Annotated in this window: 19 protein-coding genes and 1 other RNA gene; 2 read left to right on the plus strand and 18 right to left on the minus strand. The window is 63.4% G+C overall.

What is annotated here, in order from left to right; translation table 11 throughout:
- Positions 1 to 148: 148 nt before the first annotated feature.
- The 12 genes from murB to mraZ are packed head-to-tail and all read right to left on the minus strand — an operon-like array spanning position 149 to position 13,850.
- Positions 149 to 1,114, minus strand: a complete 966-nt coding sequence (gene murB, locus AC1D1N_RS08935; RefSeq protein WP_436260624.1) for a UDP-N-acetylmuramate dehydrogenase — start codon at positions 1,112 to 1,114, stop codon at positions 149 to 151.
- Positions 1,111 to 2,517 carry a UDP-N-acetylmuramate--L-alanine ligase gene (gene murC / locus AC1D1N_RS08940; RefSeq protein ID WP_352559062.1) on the minus strand — a complete coding sequence of 469 codons (1,407 nt, stop codon included), beginning with the start codon at positions 2,515 to 2,517 and terminating at the stop codon, positions 1,111 to 1,113. Before murC ends, murB begins: the two co-directional genes overlap by 4 nt.
- Positions 2,517 to 3,641 (minus strand): undecaprenyldiphospho-muramoylpentapeptide beta-N-acetylglucosaminyltransferase, encoded by a 1,125-nt coding sequence (gene murG / locus AC1D1N_RS08945; protein WP_477347982.1) that lies wholly within the window; start codon positions 3,639 to 3,641, stop codon positions 2,517 to 2,519. The genes murC and murG overlap by 1 nt, the downstream gene beginning before the upstream one ends.
- Position 3,642: 1 nt before the next feature.
- Positions 3,643 to 4,794 carry a putative lipid II flippase FtsW gene (gene ftsW / locus AC1D1N_RS08950; protein WP_477347984.1) on the minus strand — a complete coding sequence of 384 codons (1,152 nt, stop codon included), beginning with the start codon at positions 4,792 to 4,794 and terminating at the stop codon, positions 3,643 to 3,645.
- Complete coding sequence (gene murD / locus AC1D1N_RS08955; protein WP_436260627.1) at positions 4,794 to 6,194, minus strand: UDP-N-acetylmuramoyl-L-alanine--D-glutamate ligase; 1,401 nt, start codon at positions 6,192 to 6,194, stop codon at positions 4,794 to 4,796. Before murD ends, ftsW begins: the two co-directional genes overlap by 1 nt.
- 8 nt (positions 6,195 to 6,202) lie before the next feature.
- Entirely contained in the window at positions 6,203 to 7,285 is a 1,083-nt protein-coding gene (mraY, locus tag AC1D1N_RS08960; protein WP_112560382.1) for a phospho-N-acetylmuramoyl-pentapeptide-transferase, read from the minus strand.
- Between the two features lie 18 nt (positions 7,286 to 7,303).
- A complete protein-coding gene (locus AC1D1N_RS08965) occupies positions 7,304 to 8,737 on the minus strand; it encodes a UDP-N-acetylmuramoylalanyl-D-glutamyl-2,6-diaminopimelate--D-alanyl-D-alanine ligase (protein ID WP_477347986.1) in 1,434 nt (477 codons plus the stop codon).
- Positions 8,734 to 10,188, minus strand: a complete 1,455-nt coding sequence (locus AC1D1N_RS08970; protein WP_477347988.1) for a UDP-N-acetylmuramoyl-L-alanyl-D-glutamate--2,6-diaminopimelate ligase — start codon at positions 10,186 to 10,188, stop codon at positions 8,734 to 8,736. Before AC1D1N_RS08970 ends, AC1D1N_RS08965 begins: the two co-directional genes overlap by 4 nt.
- Positions 10,189 to 10,242: 54 nt before the next feature.
- The gene (locus AC1D1N_RS08975; protein ID WP_112560379.1) at positions 10,243 to 11,967 is read right to left on the minus strand and encodes a peptidoglycan D,D-transpeptidase FtsI family protein; all 1,725 of its coding nucleotides are present in this window, start codon (positions 11,965 to 11,967) and stop codon (positions 10,243 to 10,245) included.
- A 14-nt stretch (positions 11,968 to 11,981) separates the two neighbouring features.
- Positions 11,982 to 12,374: a cell division protein FtsL gene (ftsL, locus tag AC1D1N_RS08980; RefSeq protein WP_477347990.1), complete on the minus strand. Its 393-nt coding sequence runs from the start codon at positions 12,372 to 12,374 to the stop codon at positions 11,982 to 11,984.
- A gap of 4 nt (positions 12,375 to 12,378) precedes the next feature.
- Positions 12,379 to 13,395: a 16S rRNA (cytosine(1402)-N(4))-methyltransferase RsmH gene (gene rsmH / locus AC1D1N_RS08985; protein WP_477347992.1), complete on the minus strand. Its 1,017-nt coding sequence runs from the start codon at positions 13,393 to 13,395 to the stop codon at positions 12,379 to 12,381.
- Positions 13,392 to 13,850, minus strand: coding sequence for a division/cell wall cluster transcriptional repressor MraZ (mraZ, locus tag AC1D1N_RS08990; RefSeq protein ID WP_477347994.1), 459 nt, complete (start codon positions 13,848 to 13,850; stop codon positions 13,392 to 13,394). The genes rsmH and mraZ overlap by 4 nt, the downstream gene beginning before the upstream one ends.
- Between mraZ and AC1D1N_RS08995 the strand changes: the two genes are divergently transcribed.
- Both AC1D1N_RS08995 and AC1D1N_RS09000 read left to right on the plus strand, forming a co-directional pair.
- Positions 13,849 to 14,145 (plus strand): hypothetical protein, encoded by a 297-nt coding sequence (locus AC1D1N_RS08995; protein WP_203278694.1) that lies wholly within the window; start codon positions 13,849 to 13,851, stop codon positions 14,143 to 14,145. The two genes, mraZ and AC1D1N_RS08995, sit on opposite strands and share 2 nt — an antisense overlap.
- 111 nt (positions 14,146 to 14,256) lie before the next feature.
- A complete protein-coding gene (locus AC1D1N_RS09000) occupies positions 14,257 to 15,372 on the plus strand; it encodes a cystathionine gamma-lyase (protein ID WP_477347996.1) in 1,116 nt (371 codons plus the stop codon).
- Positions 15,373 to 15,381: 9 nt separating this feature from the next.
- Here AC1D1N_RS09000 and AC1D1N_RS09005 read toward each other — a convergent pair whose 3' ends face one another.
- The 6 genes from AC1D1N_RS09005 to AC1D1N_RS09030 form a co-directional block, all read right to left on the minus strand.
- Positions 15,382 to 15,675 carry a type II toxin-antitoxin system RelE/ParE family toxin gene (locus AC1D1N_RS09005; protein ID WP_477347998.1) on the minus strand — a complete coding sequence of 98 codons (294 nt, stop codon included), beginning with the start codon at positions 15,673 to 15,675 and terminating at the stop codon, positions 15,382 to 15,384.
- Entirely contained in the window at positions 15,672 to 15,956 is a 285-nt protein-coding gene (locus AC1D1N_RS09010; RefSeq protein WP_436260635.1) for a type II toxin-antitoxin system ParD family antitoxin, read from the minus strand. The genes AC1D1N_RS09005 and AC1D1N_RS09010 overlap by 4 nt, the downstream gene beginning before the upstream one ends.
- 175 nt (positions 15,957 to 16,131) lie before the next feature.
- Positions 16,132 to 16,529: RNase P RNA component class A (rnpB, locus tag AC1D1N_RS09015), an RNA gene on the minus strand.
- Between the two features lie 50 nt (positions 16,530 to 16,579).
- Positions 16,580 to 17,284, minus strand: a complete 705-nt coding sequence (locus AC1D1N_RS09020) for a lytic transglycosylase domain-containing protein (protein ID WP_477348000.1) — start codon at positions 17,282 to 17,284, stop codon at positions 16,580 to 16,582.
- Between the two features lie 185 nt (positions 17,285 to 17,469).
- Positions 17,470 to 18,237 (minus strand): N-acetylmuramoyl-L-alanine amidase, encoded by a 768-nt coding sequence (locus AC1D1N_RS09025; RefSeq protein ID WP_436260637.1) that lies wholly within the window; start codon positions 18,235 to 18,237, stop codon positions 17,470 to 17,472.
- Positions 18,234 to 18,953, minus strand: a complete 720-nt coding sequence (locus AC1D1N_RS09030) for a TerB family tellurite resistance protein (protein WP_477231536.1) — start codon at positions 18,951 to 18,953, stop codon at positions 18,234 to 18,236. The genes AC1D1N_RS09025 and AC1D1N_RS09030 overlap by 4 nt, the downstream gene beginning before the upstream one ends.
- Between the last annotated feature and the right edge of the window lie 172 nt (positions 18,954 to 19,125).

The raw sequence follows: 19,125 nt of genomic DNA on the forward strand, positions 1-19,125 counted from the left end.
TGGCAAGTGCTTATGATTCCGACAGATTCACTTTCCGCGAAAACGGCGGCAAAAAGCGTGCGGTTGAGTCTTTCGGGCAACGGTCGCGCTGTTGTTTCAGACCGTTTGAAGTTCGAGCATCACATGAACTTCAGCTTGGGCTAATGGCCTACAGGAGTTGCCCGAGGAATTCCTGAACGGCGTGGCCGGGGCGGAAATTGCCGAGGCGCTTGATTTCCCACTGCAGCCTTATGCCGGAATTTACAAGCACCCGGGCGCGCACCGTCTCGCCGAGATATTCGAGGTCGTAGCCGGTCGCGGTTCCGGTGTTGATCATGAAGTTGCAGTGCATCGGCGACATCTGCGCGCCGCCGATCATCAGCCCGCGGCAGCCGGCCTTGTCGATCTCCTTCCAGGCCGAGGTGCCCTCCGGATTCTTGAAGGTCGAGCCGCCAGTCTTCTCGCGGATCGGCTGCACCGTCTCGCGATGCGTCTGGACGGCGTCCATGGCCGCCTTGATCGCCGCCTTGTCTTCCGGCACGCCTTCGAAAATGGCGGAGGTGAAGATCAGCCCGGCAGGTGCTGCCGAGTGACGATAGGCATAGCCCATGTCTTCATTGCTCAGCGTGTGCAGATTGCCCTTGCGGTCGAGCGCCCGCACCTCCACGACCCGCTCTCGTGTCTCAACGCCATTGGCGCCGGCATTCATTCTCAGCGCGCCACCGATGGCGCCGGGAATGCCGTGATAGAAATGAAAGCCGCCAATGCCGGCCTCATAGGCGACGGCCGCAACGCGTTTGTCGGGCGTCGCAGCACCCGCCTTGATGCCGGTCGGCGATATGACCTCGGCTTCGCCAAAACCCTTGGCCGAAAGCCTGATGACGAAACCCGGAATACCGCCGTCGCGCACCAGGAGGTTAGAGCCGACGCCGACGACGGTGAGCGGGATCTCCTCCGGCACGGCGCGCAGGAAGGCGGCGAGGTCTTCCTCGTCGGCCGGCTGGAACAGCACCTCGGCCAGCCCTCCGGCGCGGAACCAGGTGATCTTGTCCATCTCGGCATTGGGCGTGATGCGACCACGCAGGCCGGCAAGTCGGTCGCCAAGTCTGTCGATCAGATCCTGGCCGCGCATCATGAGACCGCACCGCCAAGTTCCCTGGGCAGCGCATAGGCCCATTGGGTGATGTTACCGGCGCCGAGGAAGACAACGAAGTCGCCGGACTTGGCCAGTTCGCGGATGGTGGGGGCGATGGCAGCGGCACTGTCGATATATCGCGCATCGCGGTGACCGCCGGAGCGGATGCGCGACACCAACGCCTCCGAACTCACGCCGTCGATCGGCTCTTCGCCCGCTGCATAGACCGGGGCCACCATCACCGTGTCGGCATCGTTGAAGCAGACCGAGAATTCGTCGAACAGATCGTGCAGGCGCGTGAAGCGGTGCGGCTGCGCAATGGCAATGACGCGGCCCTTGGTGGCGCTGCGCGCCGCCTTCAGCACCGCCGTGATCTCGACCGGGTGATGACCATAATCGTCGAAGATCTCGACGCCGTTCCACGAGCCGGTATGGGTGAAGCGCCGCTTGACGCCGGCGAAGGACGACAACCCCTTCTTGATCGCCTCGGCCGACAGGCCGAGCTCATGCGCAACCGCAATCGCGGCAGTCGCGTTGGAGACATTGTGGCGGCCGGGCATCGGCAGGCGCAGGTCCGATATCGTCGTCTGGCTGCCGGTCTTGCGGTCGCGGATCACCACGTCGAACTCGGAGGCAGCACCGGCCATACGGTGGTTGGTGAAGCGCACATCAGCCTGCGCGTTCTCGCCATAGGTGATGACGCGGCGGTCCTCGATGCGGCTGACCAGCGCCTGAACTTCCGGGTGGTCGGTGCACATCACACCAAAGCCGTAGAATGGCACGTTCTCGACGAACTGGCGAAAGGCCTCGCGCACCTTGTCGAAGCTGCCATAGTGGTCGAGATGCTCGGGATCGATGTTGGTGACGACGGCAATTTCGGCCGGCAGCTTGAGGAAGGTGCCGTCGCTCTCGTCGGCTTCGACCACCATCCATTCGCCATCGCCCATGCGGGCATTGGTGCCATAGGCATTGATGATCCCGCCATTGATCACGGTCGGGTCGAGCCCGCCGGCATCGAGCAGCGTCGCCACCATCGAGGTGGTCGTCGTCTTGCCGTGCGTGCCGCCGATGGCGACGGCCTGGCGAAAGCGCATCAACTCGGCCAGCATCTCGGCGCGGCGCACGATCGGCAAAAGCTTCTCGCGCGCGGCCTTCAGCTCGGGATTGGTCTTCTTGATCGCCGTCGACACCACCACCACTTCGGCGGCGCCGATATTCTCGGCCTTGTGGCCGACGAAGCATTCGATGCCCTTGTCGCGCAGCCGCTGCACATTGGCGCTGTCGGCCTGGTCGGAGCCCTGCACCTTGTAGCCGAGATTATGCAGCACCTCGGCAATGCCGCTCATGCCGATGCCGCCAATGCCGATGAAATGCACAAGGCCGATGGTCTGCGGCATCTTCATCAATGCGTCCCTTTCCTGAAATCCGATACGGTTTTTCTGGACGCAATAGCCTCTGTGAGATCGGCGAGCAACCGTGCCGCGTCCGGCCGGCCGGCTGACTTTGCGCCGGCAGCCATGGCCGCCAGCCGCTCGGGATTGTCCATCAGCCCGCCAACAAGCGCCGCGATGCGCTCGGGCGACAGCGACGATTGCGGATGCACCTCGCCGCCGCCGGCTGCGGCAAGAGCGGCTGCATTCGCCGCCTGGTCATGGTCCAACGCATGGGGATAAGGCACCAGCAGCGCCGGCCGGCCAATGACAGCAATCTCGGAGACCGTCGAAGCGCCCGAGCGCGAGATCACCAGATGCGCCGCCGCCATGCGCTGTGCCATATCGGTGAAGAAGGGCGACACCTCAACATGGAGGCCAAGTGCCGCATAGCCAGCCTTCACCCGCGCCACGTCGTCGGCGCGGGCCTGCTGGGTGATCACCAGCCGCTTGCGCTGCGCATCCGGCAAAAGTGCGACCGCCGCCGGCATGGCATCGGAAAAGAACTGCGCGCCCTGGCTGCCGCCGAACACCAAGAGCCGAAACGGCTCTTCCCCGGCGGAGGCCGTGTAGGGCGTCTTCGCTGCTTCCAAAATCGGCGGCCTGACCGGATTGCCTGTTATCACCGTCTTGGCGCCGGCAGCACTTTCGTCTTCGGGCAGGAAGCCGCCGGCAATGGCGTCGACACGGCCGGACAGCGCCCGGTTGGCGAGGCCCATCACCGCATTCTGTTCGTGGATCAGCGTCGGCACCTTGCGCCGTGTCGCCGCATAAAGCGGCGGCAGGGTCGGATAACCGCCGAAGCCGACGACCGCGTCAGGTTTGATCCTGCCGATGACAGCGGAGGCCTGGCGCACGCCGCGCCAAATCTTCCAGAACGCGCCAAGCAGAGCGACAGGGTTTTTCGAGCCCATGGTCGCCGACTGGATCGGATGGATGGCGGCGGCCGGGAAGTGGCCGGCAAACCGCTCGGCGCGGTCGTCGGTTGCCAGATGCACACTCCAGCCGCGCTCAATCAGCTCATGCGCCAGCGCCTCGGCCGGAAACAGATGCCCGCCGGTTCCGCCCGCCGCGAGAAGAATGACACCGCGCGCCATATCACTCCGCCGGCAAAGCGCGCTGCGACAGGGCAAAGCCCATCTGCTTGCGTTTTTCCGGTCGCTTGCGCGTCAGCGCCAGCACCATGCCCATCGAGATGGCAATGGCGATCTGCGAGGAGCCGCCATAGGAGATGAACGGCAGCGTCATGCCCTTGGCCGGCATCAGCTGCAGATTGACGCACATGTTGATGACCGACTGCAGGCCGAACACGGTGACAAGGCCGCCGACGGCATAGCGGGTGAAATCGTCATGCTCCTTGAGCGCCGTGTTGAGGCCGCGCAGCACGATGAAGGCGAAGATCGACATGATGAAGAAGCACATGATCAGCCCGAACTCTTCGCCGGCGACCGAAAACACGAAATCGGCATGCGCGTCGGGGATGACGCGCTTGACCGTGCCCTCACCCGGCCCGACGCCGAACCAGTGGCCGTTGATCAGCGCCTCACGGCCCATATCGACCTGGAACGTGTCGCCTTCGCCGGTCAGGAACTTGTCGATGCGGGCGGCGACGTGCGGGAACACGGTATAGGCGGCAAACAGGCCGCTGGCGCCGGTGGCGCCAAGCGCGATGATCCACAGCCATGGCAGGCCGGCCATGAAGAACATGACGCCCCAGGTGCCGGTCACCAGCATGGTCTGGCCAAGATCGGGCTGCGCCACCAAAAGCGAGATGACCAGGATCAAAAGCAGCATCGCGAACAAATTGCCTGGGATGTCAGGCTGGCGCTTGTGTTCGGCGAACAGCCACGCGCAGACGATGACAAAGGCAGGCTTCAAGAATTCCGACGGCTGGATCGACATGCCGACAAACGACACCCAGCGCCGCGCGCCCTTCACTTCGACGCCGATGTAGAGCACCGCCACCATCAGCACCAGCATGATGCACAGGATGACCAACGCCATGCGCCGAATCTGCCGCGATTCCAGGAATGAGACAGCCAGCATCACGCCGAGCGCCGGCACGGTGAAGATGATCTGCCTGGTGGCAAAGTGGAAACTGTCGAGGCCGATGCGTTCGGCCACCGCCGGGCTTGCCGCGAAGGAGAGCACGATGCCTAAGCCCATCAGCGACAGGAATGACGCCAGGAACCAGCGATCGATCGTCCACCACCAGGTTGCAACCGGGCTTTTGTCGAGACGGCTTTGCATTATCGTGCCCCTCCGATGGGTTTCACGCCCTCGATAGCATTCGCAGCTTGCCTGAAGGCTTCGCCGCGAACTTCGAAATTCTTGAACTGGTCGAAACTGGCACAGGCCGGCGACAGCAACACCACCACCTCGCCGCTGTCATCCTTGGCCGCGTCGTTCGCGGCATGGTCGACCGCGGCGGCCAGCGTACCCGAGATTTCATAAGGCACGGCTTCGCCCAGCGTCGCCGAAAAAGCAGGCGCCGCCTCGCCGATCAGATAGGCCTTGGCGATACGCGGGAAGAAACCGCGCAGCGGCTCGATACCGCCTTCCTTGGGCAGCCCGCCGGCGATCCAGTAGATGCGCGGAAAACTCGACAGCGCCGGTGCCGCCGCATCGGCATTGGTCGCCTTGGAATCGTTGACGAACAGCACATGGTCCTTGCGGCCGACCTGCTCCATGCGATGCGCGAGGCCCGGGAAGCTCTCGAGCCCCGCCTGTATCTCGCCGAGGCTTAAGCCCACCTTGAGGCAGGAGGCCACCGCGGCAAGCGCATTCTGCGCATTGTGCTGGCCGCGCAGAGAACCGATGCCTTCGAGGAAGGCGACACGGCTGTAGCGGCCATGCACGGCTTCCATCAGATTGGAGCCGTCGGCGAAATAGCCATCGGTCAGCGGCAGCCGCTTGGAGATGCGGATCACCTGCCTGCCCGCCCGCTCCAGCCGGTCGGCGATCTGCGCGCACCAGGAATCGTCGACGCCGACGATGGCGGTCTCGCTGCCGGCGACCAGCCGCTCCTTGATCGAAGCGTAGTGCTGCATGGTGCCATGGCGGTCGAGATGATCGGGCGTCAGATTGAGCAGGATGCCGGCCGTCGGATTGATCGAGGGCGCCAGATCGATCTGGTAGGACGAGCATTCGACGACATAGTGCCGGTCCGCCTGCGGCGGATCGAGCGTCATGATGGCACGGCCGATATTGCCGCCCATCTGCGTGTCGCGGTCTGCCGATTTCAGGATATGCGCAGTCAGCGCCGTGGTCGTCGACTTGCCGTTGGTGCCGGTGATGGCGATGAAGGGTGCTGTGGGCGCGCGCGCGATCCGCTCGCGGCAGAACAGCTCGATGTCGCCAATCGCCTCGACGCCGGCGCCGCGCGCCAGTTCCACCGTCCAGTGCGGCTTGGGATGGGTCAGCGGTACGCCGGGCGACAGCACGAAGGCCGAGAATTTCGCCCAATCGGCGCCGCGCAGATCGGCGGTAGCAATGCCCTGGCCGGCGGCCTTGGCGACGCTGTCGGGATTGTCGTCCCAGCCCAGAACGTCGGCCCCGCCCTCGATCAGCGCGCGCGCCGTGGCGATCCCCGAGCCACCGAGCCCGAAGAGCGAAACGCGTTTGCCCGAAAAGGATGCGGCGGGGATCAAGCGGGCTCCTATCTCAGCTTGAGGGTCGACAGGCCGACCAGCGCCAGGATGACGGCGATGATCCAGAAGCGGATCACCACCTGGCTTTCGGTCCAGCCGAGCTTTTCGAAATGATGGTGGATCGGCGCCATCAGGAAGACACGCTTGCCGGTCATCTTGAAGTAACCGACCTGAATGATGACCGACAGGATTTCCACGACAAACAATCCGCCGACAATGACCAGCACGATCTCATGCTTGGTGGCGACCGCAACCGTGCCGATCAGGCCGCCCATGGCCAGCGAACCGGTGTCGCCCATGAAGATCGCCGCCGGCGGCGCGTTGAACCAGAGGAAGCCGAGGCCGGCGCCGATGACGGCGCCGAGCACAACGGCCAGTTCACCGGTGCCGGGCACGAAATGAATCTGAAGATATTCGGCGAACACCGCATTGCCGGAGAGGTAGGCGATGACGCCGAAGGACGCCGCCGCGATCATGATCGGCACGATCGCCAGCCCGTCGAGGCCGTCGGTCAAATTCACCGCATTGCCGGCGCCGACAATGACGAAGCAGGAGAACGGCACGAAGAACCAGCCGAGATTGACGATGAATTCCTTGGCGAAGGGGAAGGTCAGCGACGACGAGAACGGCGCCTGGCCATTATGCATGATCACCCAGGCAGCGATGCCTGCGATGACGAATTCCAGCGCCAGCCGCGCCTTGCCGGAAAAGCCGAGATGCGACTGCTTCGTCACCTTGAGATAGTCGTCGTAGAAGCCGATCGAGCCGAAGCCCAGCGTCACCAGAAGCACCACCCAGACATAGATGCTGGAGAGGTTCGCCCACAGAAGCGACGAGCCAATGATGCCGCACAGGATCATCAGCCCGCCCATGGTCGGCGTGCCGGCCTTCTTGAAATGCGTCTGCGGCCCGTCGGCGCGGATCGGCTGGCCCTTGCCTTGCCTGAGCCTCAGCGAATTGATGATGGTCGGCCCGAAGATGAAAACGATCAGCGCCGAGGTGATCAGCGCGCCGCCGGTGCGGAAGGTTATGTAGCGGAAGACATTGAAGACCGAGATCTTGTCCGCAAAATCGACGAGCAATGTAAACATGCGATTCCGTCCCCCGGACTAGTTCTGTTTCGTGCCTGCGGCTTCAGCCGGAAATTTGCCGAGCAAGGCATCGACCAGTTTTGAAAAACCGATGCCTTTCGACGATTTGATCATCACCACGTCGCCCGGCTTCAGCGCCGACAGCAATACCGGCTTCAGATCCTCGGCGCCGGCGCGGTAGTCCGCTTCGATCTCGTCGGGCAGGATATCAGCCAGCGCCCGCATCTCCGGGCCGCCGAGAAAGACTTTGCGTGTTTCGGTACCGACGATCAGATCGGCAAGGGCTGCATGCAGCTTTGCCGAATGTTCGCCGAGTTCGAGCATGTCGCCGAGTACGGCGATCCGGCGGCCCTCGCCCGACACTGGCGTCGCGTTGAGCAGCGCCATGGCGGCACTCATCGACGCCGGATTGGCGTTGTAGCTCTCGTCGATCAGCGTGATCGGTCCCCTGGGATGGCGCAGCACGTGGCGCTTGCCGCGGCCGCGCTCGGCAGAGAGATCGGCCAGCGCCTCCGCCACCTTGCCGATGTCGGCTTCAACCAGATGCGCCGCGCCGAGAACCGCGAGCACATTCTGCACCATGTGGCGGCCGGGCGCGCCGATGCGGGCGACGATGTCCTGACCGCCGATTCTGGCGGTGATGTCGGAATGATCGGCATGCAGCTGGCATTTGGTGAGCTTGTAGGTCGAGCGGGCGTTTTCGCCGAAGCCGAAGACGTGTTCGACGCCAGCGGCACGCGCCATTTTGTCGAGCAGCTTCCAGCGCCCATCGTCGCGGTTGAGCAAGGCAGCACCGCCGGGCTCGATGCCTTCAAAAATCTCTGCCTTGGCCTTGGCGATCTCGTCGAGATTTTTGAAGAAGCCGAGATGTGCGGCGGCGATCAGCGTGACGATGGCGACATGCGGCCGGACCATCTTGACCAGCGGCCGGATCTCGCCGGGATGGTTCATGCCGATCTCGAACACCGCATAGTCGCAATCGTCCGGCATGCGCGCCAGCGTCAGCGGCACACCCCAATGATTGTTGAACGATTGCGCCGAGGCATGCACCTTGCCGACGGCCGACAGCACATGGCGCAGCGCTTCCTTGGTCGTGGTCTTGCCGGCAGAGCCGGTCACCGCGATGATTTTCGCCTTGGAACGCTCGCGCGCGGCGACGCCAAGTTTTTCGAGTGCAGCCAGCACATCCTGCACGACGATCATCGGCGCCGTCAGCCGCCCGAGCGATGGCAGTTTGCCTTCGGCGACAACCAGAACGCCGGCGCCGGCCTTGATCGCCGCGGTCGCGAAATCATGGCCGTCCATCGCCTCGCCTTTGATGGCGAAGAAGGCGTCGCCCGGCTGCAGGCTGCGGCTGTCGATCGAGATCCCCGATATGCCCTCCGGCATTGGCCCGAGCGGCCGTCCGCCCATGGCGTCAACCAGCGCATCGGCAGTCCAGAGCACGCTCATGCGGCCCGCTCCCGCAACGCCGAGCGGACTTCCTCATGGTCTGAGAAAGGAAATGTCTCGGCGCCGATGGTCTGGCCCTCTTCATGGCCTTTGCCGGCAACGATCAGCGTGTCGCCGGCCTTAAGCATGGCGACCGCCTCGTGGATCGCCTTGCGGCGGTCGCCGATCTCGATGGCGCCGGGCGCAGCCGCCAGGATTGCGGCGCGGATGGTTTCGGGCACTTCCGAACGCGGATTGTCATCGGTGACGATGACGACATCGGCAAGCCGTGTGGCGATCTCGCCCATGATCGGCCTTTTTCCCCGGTCGCGGTCGCCGCCGCAGCCGAACACGACAATGACGCGGCCGGTGGTGAACGGGCGCACAGCGGCCAGCACATTTTCCAGTGCGTCCGGCTTGTGGGCATAGTCGACATAGACCGGCGCGCCATTGGCGGTCGCGCCGACAAGGTCGAGCCGGCCTGGCGCCCCCTGGAGTTTCTCCAATGCCATCAAGGCCTTGGCGACTGGTGTTCCAGTGGAAATCGCCAGACCGGCCGAAACCAGGGCGTTGGCGATCTGGAAGTCGCCGGCGAGCGGCAGGTCGATCTCGTAGAGCACGCCATCGGCTTCGACCTCGGCGCGCTGGCGGTGGCGCTCGTGCTCGACCCGCTTCAGCTTGAGGAAATCGCCGTGGCGGCCGACCGTCAGCACTTTGAGCCCGGCCGCCTGCGCTGCCTTGACCGTCGGCGCAGACCACGGATCGTCGGCGAAGATGATGGCCGGCGCGCCTTTCGACAGCAGTGTGTCGAACAGGCGCAATTTTGCGCGGTGATAGCCCTCGACCGTCGGATGGTAGTCCATATGGTCGCGGCCGAGATTGGTGAAACCACCGGCGGCGAGCTTGACGCCATCGAGACGGCGCTGGTCGAGACCATGGCTGGAGGCTTCCATCGAGGCATGGGTGACGCCGGCCTCAGCCAATTCCTTGAGCAGTTGATGCAAAGCCACCGGATCGGGCGTGGTCAGCGATCCATATTCGTTGCGACCGGGCGCCACCACGCCGGTGGTGCCGATCGAAGCGGCGGCAAAGCCGGCCTGCTCCCAGATCTGCCTGGTGAAGGCAGCGACCGACGTCTTGCCCGCGGTGCCGGTCACCGCGACCATGGTTTCAGGCTGCCTGCCAAAGAAGCGCGCGGCGCTCAGCGCCAGCGCCAGGCGTGGGTCCGCGACGCTGAGAACCGGGACGGACAGACCGGCAATCGCGCTGGCCTTACCCACGACAACCGCCGCCGCGCCGCGTTTTGCCGCATCGGCGGCATAGGCGGCGCCGTCCGCCTTGCTGCCGGCAAGCGCAAAAAAGACGACGCCGGGTTTGACCTGGCGGGAATCCGACGAAATCCCGGTTACCTCCAGATCGCGGGACGCTGTTCCCTCGACAGGCAGGATACCGGCTAAATCTTTCAGGTGCATCGAACCCCGTTCATCGCAACAAAATAGCGCGCAGTTGCCGGCGCGCCCTAAGAATCACTGATAGGAAACCAGCGTTGCACCATTTTCATGGCTGAAATCTGGCTTCACGCCAAGCATGGCCGCTGCCCGCCGGATGATATTGCCGGCCATAACCCCCGCATTGTTGGCGGCAACGTCGGTCATCCCGGGCTTTTCCGGGTGCGGAGCGTCGGCAATCGTAAACACCAGATATTGCGGATCGTCCATCGGGAAAGCGGCGACGAAGGTGTTGAAATTCAGTTCCTTCGAGTAGCGGCCATTGATGACTTTCTCGGCCGTTCCAGTCTTGCCACCAACGCGGTAGCCAGGGGCCCTGGCGTTTCTGGCCGAGCCCTTCTCGGCATTGAGCGTGTAGAGGTAGCGCATGCCCTCCACGGTCTTTTCGCTGACCACTCTCTTGGCCACCGCCATGGCTTCCTGCTGGCTGCGGACCAGGAATGTCGGCTGGATCAGGTAGCCCTGCATCAGTGCCGCGCAGCCGACCGCGGCCTGCAGCGGTGTCGTCGACACGCCATGGCCGAAGGCGATGGTGAACGAGTTGACCTGTTTCCAGACCTTGGGCTCGGTCGGGCGTGCGACCTCGGGCAGTTCGGTCTGCATCCTGTCCAAAAGGCCGAGGCGATGCAGGAATTCGCGGTGCCCCTCGATGCCGACCAGCTCGGCCTCGCGGGCCGATCCGATGTTGGAGGAATAGAGGAACACTTCCGGCAGCGACAGCACGCGGTTCTTGCCATGAAAATCGTGGATGGCCTGATGGCCGACACGGATCGGATGCGACGCGTCGAAACGGCTGTTCATGTTAGCCTTGCCGGAATCGAGCGCCATCGCCGAGGTAAAGCTCTTGAAGGTCGAGCCCATCTCGTAGAGGCCGGCGGACATGCGGTTCAGCCGGTCCTTGTCCTGCGCATTAAAGGGATTGTTCGGATCGAAATCCGGCACCGAGGCCATGGCCACCACTTCACCGGTCTTGATATTGAGCACAACGGCGCCGGCGCCCATGGCGCGATAGCGTTCGAGGCCGGCGGCGATCTCGTCGCGCACCACATGCTGGACGCGCAGATCGATCGAAAGCTGCACCGGCTTCAGGTCCTTCGCCACCGCAAGGCCAGAGGCCTGCAAGTCGCTTAAGCCCTGCTCGTCGATGTATTTCTCCATGCCGGAGATGCCCTGATTGTCGATGTTGGTGAGGCCGACAATGTAGGATGACGTCACGCCGGCCGGATAGAAGCGGCGCTTTTCGGTGCGAAAGCCGATGCCTGGAATACCGAGCTGCATGATGTCGGCTTGCTGCTTGGGCGTCAGCTGCCGCTGCAGCCAGACGAAGCCGGCGCCGCTCTTCAGCTTGTGGTAGGTCTGCTCGGGGTCGATATCGGGCAGAATGGTCGACAGCTTTTCGATCGCCTCGTCGGCATCGACGATGCGGCGCGGCTCGGCAAACAACGACGCCGTCTTGATGTCGGTCGCCAGCACCTCGCCGTTGCGGTCGACAATGTCAGGCCGCGATGCCGTCACCCGGCTCTGCGGCCCGTTCGACATGTCGGGGTTCTGGAAACCGAGATAGACCAGCCGTCCGGCGATGGTGGAATAGATGCCGAAGAACACCGCCATCGTCATGATGATGCGGGTCTTGGCCTTGCCGCCGGTCGCCTTGCGCGCGCCTTCGACGACGATCGAGCCGTCCTCGCCGGTCCTTGCGCGCCGCTTTAGCAACCCACCGATCTTCGGAAGCTTGACGCTCATTGGAAACCCGACGGTCATTGCACGATGGCTCCGGTCGCCATGGGATCCTTGCCAGATGGTCCTTTGCCGGAATTATCGGCCATGCCGCCGAGCCGCTGCGACGACAGGTCCTCGATGTTGAGCGGTTTTGCCGGCAGGTCGTCGATCCCGACGATCTGCCGAGCATTGACCGGCTCGAGTGCGAGCTGCGATTTGTAGGTTTCAGCCAGCTTCTGCAGGCGCGACGGCTGGGTCAGCAGGCTCCAGTCGGCCTTGAGCAGGTCGATCGTGTCCTCCTCATAGCGGATCTGCGCCTCAATCTTTTGCACCGAGGCCAGTTGTTCCTCGGCCTCGCGCTTGGCCTTGTAGGTCAGGGCCGCGGCCGAGACCATGACGGCGATCAGGACTATGTCGCTGGTTCGAAACAATTGTTCACCTCTCTCGCGGCGCCTGGATGCCGGGAAGCTTTGGAAGGCCGAAAATCGAAAGATCGCCGGCGCGCGCCGGCGCCTCGGTGCGGATTGCAGCGCGCAGCCTGGCCGAGCGTGCGCGTGGATTGGCTGCTATTTCGGCGTCGCCGGGCGTGACGCCGCCACCGGCCTTGCGGAAGGTGGCGCTGCGCGCATGCGCCTCGGGCATATGGCGCGAGCCGGTCACCGCGTCGGCGCGGTCGGCGATGAAGCGCTTGACGATGCGGTCTTCCAGCGAATGGAACGTCACCACGGCGAGCCGCCCGCCGGGTTTCAGCACGCGCTCGGACGCCACCAGCGCCCTGGCGAGTTCACCAAGCTCATCATTGACGAAGATGCGCAGCGCCTGGAAGACGCGGGTGGCCGGATGGATCTTGTCCTTCGGCGCGCGGCCGATATGCGTCTCGATGGCGCCGGCGAGATCGAGCGTACGCTCGAACGGGCGTTTTTCGCGGCGGCTCTCGATCATGCGGGCGATGCGGCCGGCGTTGCGCTCTTCGCCAAGGAAACCGAAAATGCGGGCAAGATCGCCCGTCTTGAACGAATTGACGACATCGGCGGCGCTCAAGCCCGCCTGTGCCATGCGCATGTCGAGCGGCCCGTCGGCGCGGAACGAAAAGCCGCGCTCGGCCTGGTCGACCTGCATGGAGGAAATGCCGATGTCGAGCACCACGCCGTTGGCGCTTTCGACCTGTTCGTCCAGCGTCGAGAACGGCGCCTGAACCAGCCTCAGCCTGCCGCCGGATTGCTGCTCCAGGCTGCGTCCCGCGGCAATGGCGTCCGGATCGCGATCGATGGCGACAACGGAGGCGCCGCTCGCCAGGATCGCTTTGGTATAGCCGCCGGCGCCGAAGGTACCGTCGACGATCACATCGCCAGCTTTGGGCGACAGCGCTTCCAGCACTTCGGCAAGGAGGACCGGAATGTGACGGACCGATCCGCCAACGGCGCTGATATCATCGCCGTGATCCGCCATCATTCCGGTCGCTCCCCAGGCTTCGTCCCCTGCCGAAGCTGCAAAAGCCGGGCCCGCGCCTGCGCCCCGTAGGCGGCAAGCCGCCCGGGTTCCCAAACTTGAAAGAAATTGCCGCGGCCGACGAAAGCCACTTCGCTCGAGATGCCCGTATGCTCGCGGATGAAATCGCTCATCGTGATGCGGCCGTCCTGATCGAGTTTCAGGAACGTCCCGTCGCCATGGCAGAAGAACGACATGTCGTCCGCCGTCTGCAGGAAAGGATCCTCCAGCGCGATGCGCTGCTCGTAGCGGTCGAGCAGGTCGAGCCCTCCGACATCCATCGCCGGGACATCCAGGCCGCGCAGCGCGTAGAGCTCCGAATAGCCGCGTTTCTGCACGATCGCGCGGAAATGCGCCGGAACGGAGACCCGCCCCTTCGCATCGATCCTGTTCACCGCGCTTGACAGAAACCGGTCCATGACACTCTACAGCCGCTTCCGCCGCCGCACCCCTCTCCATGTTTTCGTCCGCGCCAGTGAGGCGCGTCCCCTGCCGAAAATCTGCTTCGGTCCCAACGGCAAAACCCTGCAAACGCACAGCCGCCGCGGCTGCCCGATTGGCGTACGCTTTACCCTGACGCGGAACGAAGGCTTTGGTGTCGAAATGGGATATCATGGGGCACTATGGGCGTCAACGGGATCAGGCTTCACAAACGCGCGCGCCACAACCGGTGAGAGCAGCTTTGACGACGCTCCCGTCTTTATCGTCCATTAAGCCTAACGAAGCGTTTAGAGCGGCTTGGCCCAACCGGAAGCGGCTTGTCGCGCATCGCTACCGCGCATAGCGTCAGCCGTCTTTCCGCCCAGCAACAAGGTTAGAAAATCCATGTCCGAAACAGCCAGGTCACGCGCGGCCTCCCTTGCCCATCTGCGTCGCGACGGGCTTGCCAAAGGCGACCCCATCCCGTTGCCGCTGACCATGGCCGCCATTTTCCACAATCCGGGCGATGGCGCCGGCTACAGTCAGTACGGCCGCTACAGCAACTCCACTTGGGATGCGGTCGAGCATATGCTGGCGCATCTGGAAGACGCTCCATGCGTCGGCTTCCCCTCGGGAATGGCGGCGATCTCGGCGGTGTTTTTCAGCCTGTTGAAATCGGGCGACCGCGTCCTGCTGCCCTCGGACGGCTATCACGCCACGCGCGCGCTGGCCGAGCGTTTCCTGAAGCCATTCGGCATCACCTATGATCTCAGACCGACATCGACCTTTCTCGACGGCGGCTTCCACGGCTACCGCCTTGTCTATGCGGAGACCCCGTCAAATCCGCGATTGGACATCTGCGACATCACAGCCGTCGCCGAGGCTGCCCACCGCGCGGGGGCAACGGTCGTCGTCGACAACACGACGATGACGCCGTTCGGCCAACGTCCGCTCGATCTTGGCGCCGACGTCGTCGTTGCCGCCGACACCAAGGCGGCCAACGGTCATTCCGACGTGTTGTTCGGCCATGTCGCCAGCCGCAATCCGGAGATCATTGCCGCCGTCACCGGCTGGCGCGAGATGGCGGGCGGCATTCCCGGACCGTTCGAGGCATGGCTGGTGCATCGCGGCCTGGAGACGCTGGATGTGCGCTTCGACCGCATGTGTTCTTCGGCGGAGGAGATCGCAAAGCGCCTGAAAAACCATCGTGCCGTGAGCGGCCTGCGCTATCCCGGATTGGAAGGCGATCCGTCGCACAACCTCGCCCGCGCCCAGATGGAACGTTTCGGTTTTCTCGTCTCCTTCGAACTCGCCTCAGAGGGCAAGGCCGAGGATTTCATCAACAACTGCACCCTGATGCAGGCGGCAACGTCCTTCGGCGGCGTCCACACCTCGGCCGAGAGGCGGGCCAAACGTGGCGATGCCGTTCCGCCCGGCTTCGTGCGACTGTCGGTCGGTTGCGAGCCGGTGGAAGAACTCTGGCAGGCAATCGAGGCATCGCTGGACAAGATCAGCGGTTGAGCTGACCGCTTAGGTGACGACGTCGTCGGCGCCGATATTGCGCCTGCCGTGCAAGACACGAACAATCTCGATCGCGTCGTCGCCGACGCGGTACAGGGTAAGATATTCGCCGGCGATCAGATGACGAATGCCGGGCGCGATATCATCACGCGGCGCGCCTGAGAAAGGGTGCAAGGTGAGGAGTGTCCATCGCCTCTCCAAGGCATCCACAAGACGCGCGGCCGCTTTTGGGCTGTGCTCCGCAATGTAGTCGCCGATGCCTTCGACATCTGACATTGCCTGAGGAAGCAGCCGACATCTCACTCCTCCGAGCCCGCGCCTTCCGACATTTTCTGATATTTGGCTCGCAGCCGGTCCATGAATGGCGGGCCATCCACCGCCGGCCCACTGTCGATCCCCTCCTGCACCAGCTTGCGCAACTCCTCGACCGTGTAGCCGAGCAGGTCGCGCCGGTCCTTCCACTGCCGCAGGGCGTCACGGATTACTTCGCTGGCCGAGGCATATTCGCCGGCGGCCACGACATCGTCTACCGCCGCTGCCAGCTCCGGCGAAAGCGTGATGCTACGTTTGTCGACCTGACCCATGGCACGCTCCTGATCCATCTATCCGATTATGGTACGATTTAATCGCACCATCTTCAAGAATGCCGTTGCTCCCAAACGATCCCAGCAGCTGAATCAGTTGACGAGCCGATTGAATCAATAGGCGCGCCCGAGGGCGCAACCTGCTGATCTCAATGGATCTTCCATATCGCGGAGAATTGCCAGCTGGCCTGTAAGCCGGGTTTTGTATGGCCCTCGCCCCTTGCGGAGCGAGAACGTGGCGGCCATTCATCTTGGGCGCATGTTGCCATGCGCCTCACGCAACCTACCCGGACGGTGGGCCGGAAACAGCCCTCGAAGGTTTCCCCTCGCACCGTCCCTATTCGGTCTTGCTCCCGGTGGGGTTTACCGTGCCGCTCCTGTTGCCAGTCGCGCGGTGGGCTCTTACCCTACCCTTTCACCCTTACCCCGATAAATCGTGGCGGTTTGCTTTCTGTGGCACTTTCCCTGGGGTCGCCCCCGCCGGCCATTAACCGGCACCGTGTCTCCATGGAGCCCGGACTTTCCTCACCCGCAGCCTTTCGGCTTTGCGGGTGCGGCCGCCCGGCCAGCTGGCAGAGCGTATAAAGGGGTTCACGTGCGAAAACGCAAATGAAAAAGAAGACTTATGCGGGAGATCCAAGGGCCGCCATCTGCACCTTGACCTTGCCGCAATAGGCGGCCGACACGGGATTCATCCGCGTCGCGGCATGACCGGCATTGTATTTCAGGATGGTGCCGCAGGTCGTGCCGCCACCGAGGTTGCGCGCCATGGCGAGATATTTCATACCGTATTTGATGTTGGTGTCGGGATCAAACAGGCCCTTGGCCGAACCGCTGTAACCCATCATCCGCGCCGTTGCCGGCTTGATCTGCATCAGACCGATCTCGCCAGCGCTGCCGACGATGTTGGGCCGGTAATTGCTCTCGATCTTGATCACCGCCTTGGCCAGCGATACCGGCACGCCTTCGGCCGCCGCGTAGCGGGCGATGATCGCCGAATACTGGCCGCCGAGCGCGGCCGCCGCCGTCGATTCTGCAGCGGTGCTTGGGCCGATCGACGCGGTCGTCGACAGGTCGATGCTCTTCCTGCTGCGCTTCAAATGCCTCTTGGCCTTCGTTTTTCTGGCCTTCACCACGGCTACTTTCTGCACTTTCGCCGTGGTTGCCCTTTTGGCTTTTGGGTTCGCTTTCGTCAGGGCGGTTTTGGCGGGTGCGTTTACGAAGCCCTGGTCTACCCTTTGGTTCAGTGGCGCAGCATCTGCCGCCCCGAAGGCAAAAGTCATCACGCCAGCAGCAATAGCTGCCGTTACAACGGTCAATTTCTGCATGTGGTCCTGTTCTGTCTGGGCCGCGCGAAGATCTTCGCGCAGCAACGCCTAATCAATATCGGAACATTCGGGGGGCTGAAGGTCCGATAACTTGCACGAACTGCCTTTGAGGGCCGAATTGGTGTCGAACAAGGCGAGGCAATTCACTTTCAGTGACAGGCTGTAACTCGAATATCAGGAGAAGATTATTTAGACGCAGCTGACCTAAGGGAAGTCAGCAGGCTTTGCAGCGTGCGGATCGTCGAACCGTCGGCGACGCCATCCACCAAGCGTGGCCGGAAATGCCGCTGAAACGCTTCGACGACGATTTCGGTTTGGCGGTCGAAGACACCGGATATCTCCACGCCATAGCCGTAGAGCGCCAGCATCGACTGCAGCGCTTCGACCTCGGCGCCGGTATCGCCAGCTTTCAGTACCGCGCCGCGCCGGATCGGCGCCGCAGGCACGAAATGGCCGACCCCCGCCGCAAACAGCACCCTCCAGGGGAATTTCTCGCCCGGATCGATCTTGCGCCCCGGCGCGATGTCGGAATGGGCGAGCACGCGTTGAGCCGCGATAGAATATCGCCCGATTATCCCTTTGCAGAGGCCAATCACCGCTTCGATCTGACGCTTGGGGAAGGCCGAATAACCGAGCGTATGGCCGGGATTGACGATTTCGATGCCGACCGAGCAGGAGTTGATGTCGGTGCGCCCGAACCAGGAACTTGCGCCGGCATGCCAGGCCCGGTCGCTCTCGCGCACCATCTGGACGATGCGGCCGTCCTCGTGGACGAGATAGTGTGAGGAAACTTCGCTGGCGGGGTCGCACAGCCACGCTTCGGCTGCAGCACCCGTCGCCATGCCGGTATAGTGCAGCACGATCATGTCGGGTCTGAGCGTCTCGCGCCGCGGGCCGAAATTCGGCGATACCCTGACCTCGGCGCCTGGCTCGTCGGGCAGGAAGCCGCTCATGCGTGCCTAAGGCCCCGCTCGATCATTTCATAGGCCGCGTTGATCGCCGCGACCCTGGTCGTCGCGATCTTGATGAACTCCTGCGGCAGGCCGCGCGCGATCAGCCGGTCCGGATGATTGTCGGAGACCAGCTTGCGATACCGCTTCCTGACCTCCTCGAACGGCTTGCCGCGCTCGATGCCCAGCACGACATAGGGATCGCCGGCGCCAAGATTGACGTGCCTGGCCATGATCGCCTCGTAGTGCACCTCGTCGATGCGGAAAATCTCGGCGATGCGGTGCAGGAAAATGCCTTCGCGTTCATGCACCAGCCCATCAGCCTTGGCGATATGGAACAGGCCGTCGAGTATGTCTTCCAGCATGACGCAGTTCGAATGGCCCGAGCCGCACATCTGCGCCATGCGCTCGGCATAGGTCTCGAACCCGGCAACGTCGCGCTTAGCCAGATCGTAGAGCCGCGCCACGTTGCGGGTCTGCTCTCTCGGCACCTCGAATATTTCCTGGAAGGCCCGCACCTCGTCTTGGGTGACGATACCGTCGGCCTTGGCCATCTTGGCCGACAGCGCAATCATCGCCACAGAGAAGGCAACGCGCCGGCGCAGATCCGCATCGCCGGAAAAAACAGTTCGCACGGCCTCGACCACTTCGGCGACGCCCGAATTGGCTGAAGAGGAAACGCGGTTGATGAACTCGCCAAGGCGATCCCAAATCGACATGAGCGCTTATTAGGGCCGCCAGCCACCGCTATCAAGCCAAGACAGCGCCGCAGGGTGGATCGATTTACGCAAACGCTGACGCGCTAGATCGCAAATCATAGGAATTAGCCGATCGTAGCCCACGAAAGGGCCGGCCCCCGGCCCTAAACGCAGGAAGGCCGGCGCGAAGCCG

This window comes from Mesorhizobium sp. P2_B5 (assembly GCF_056404775.1).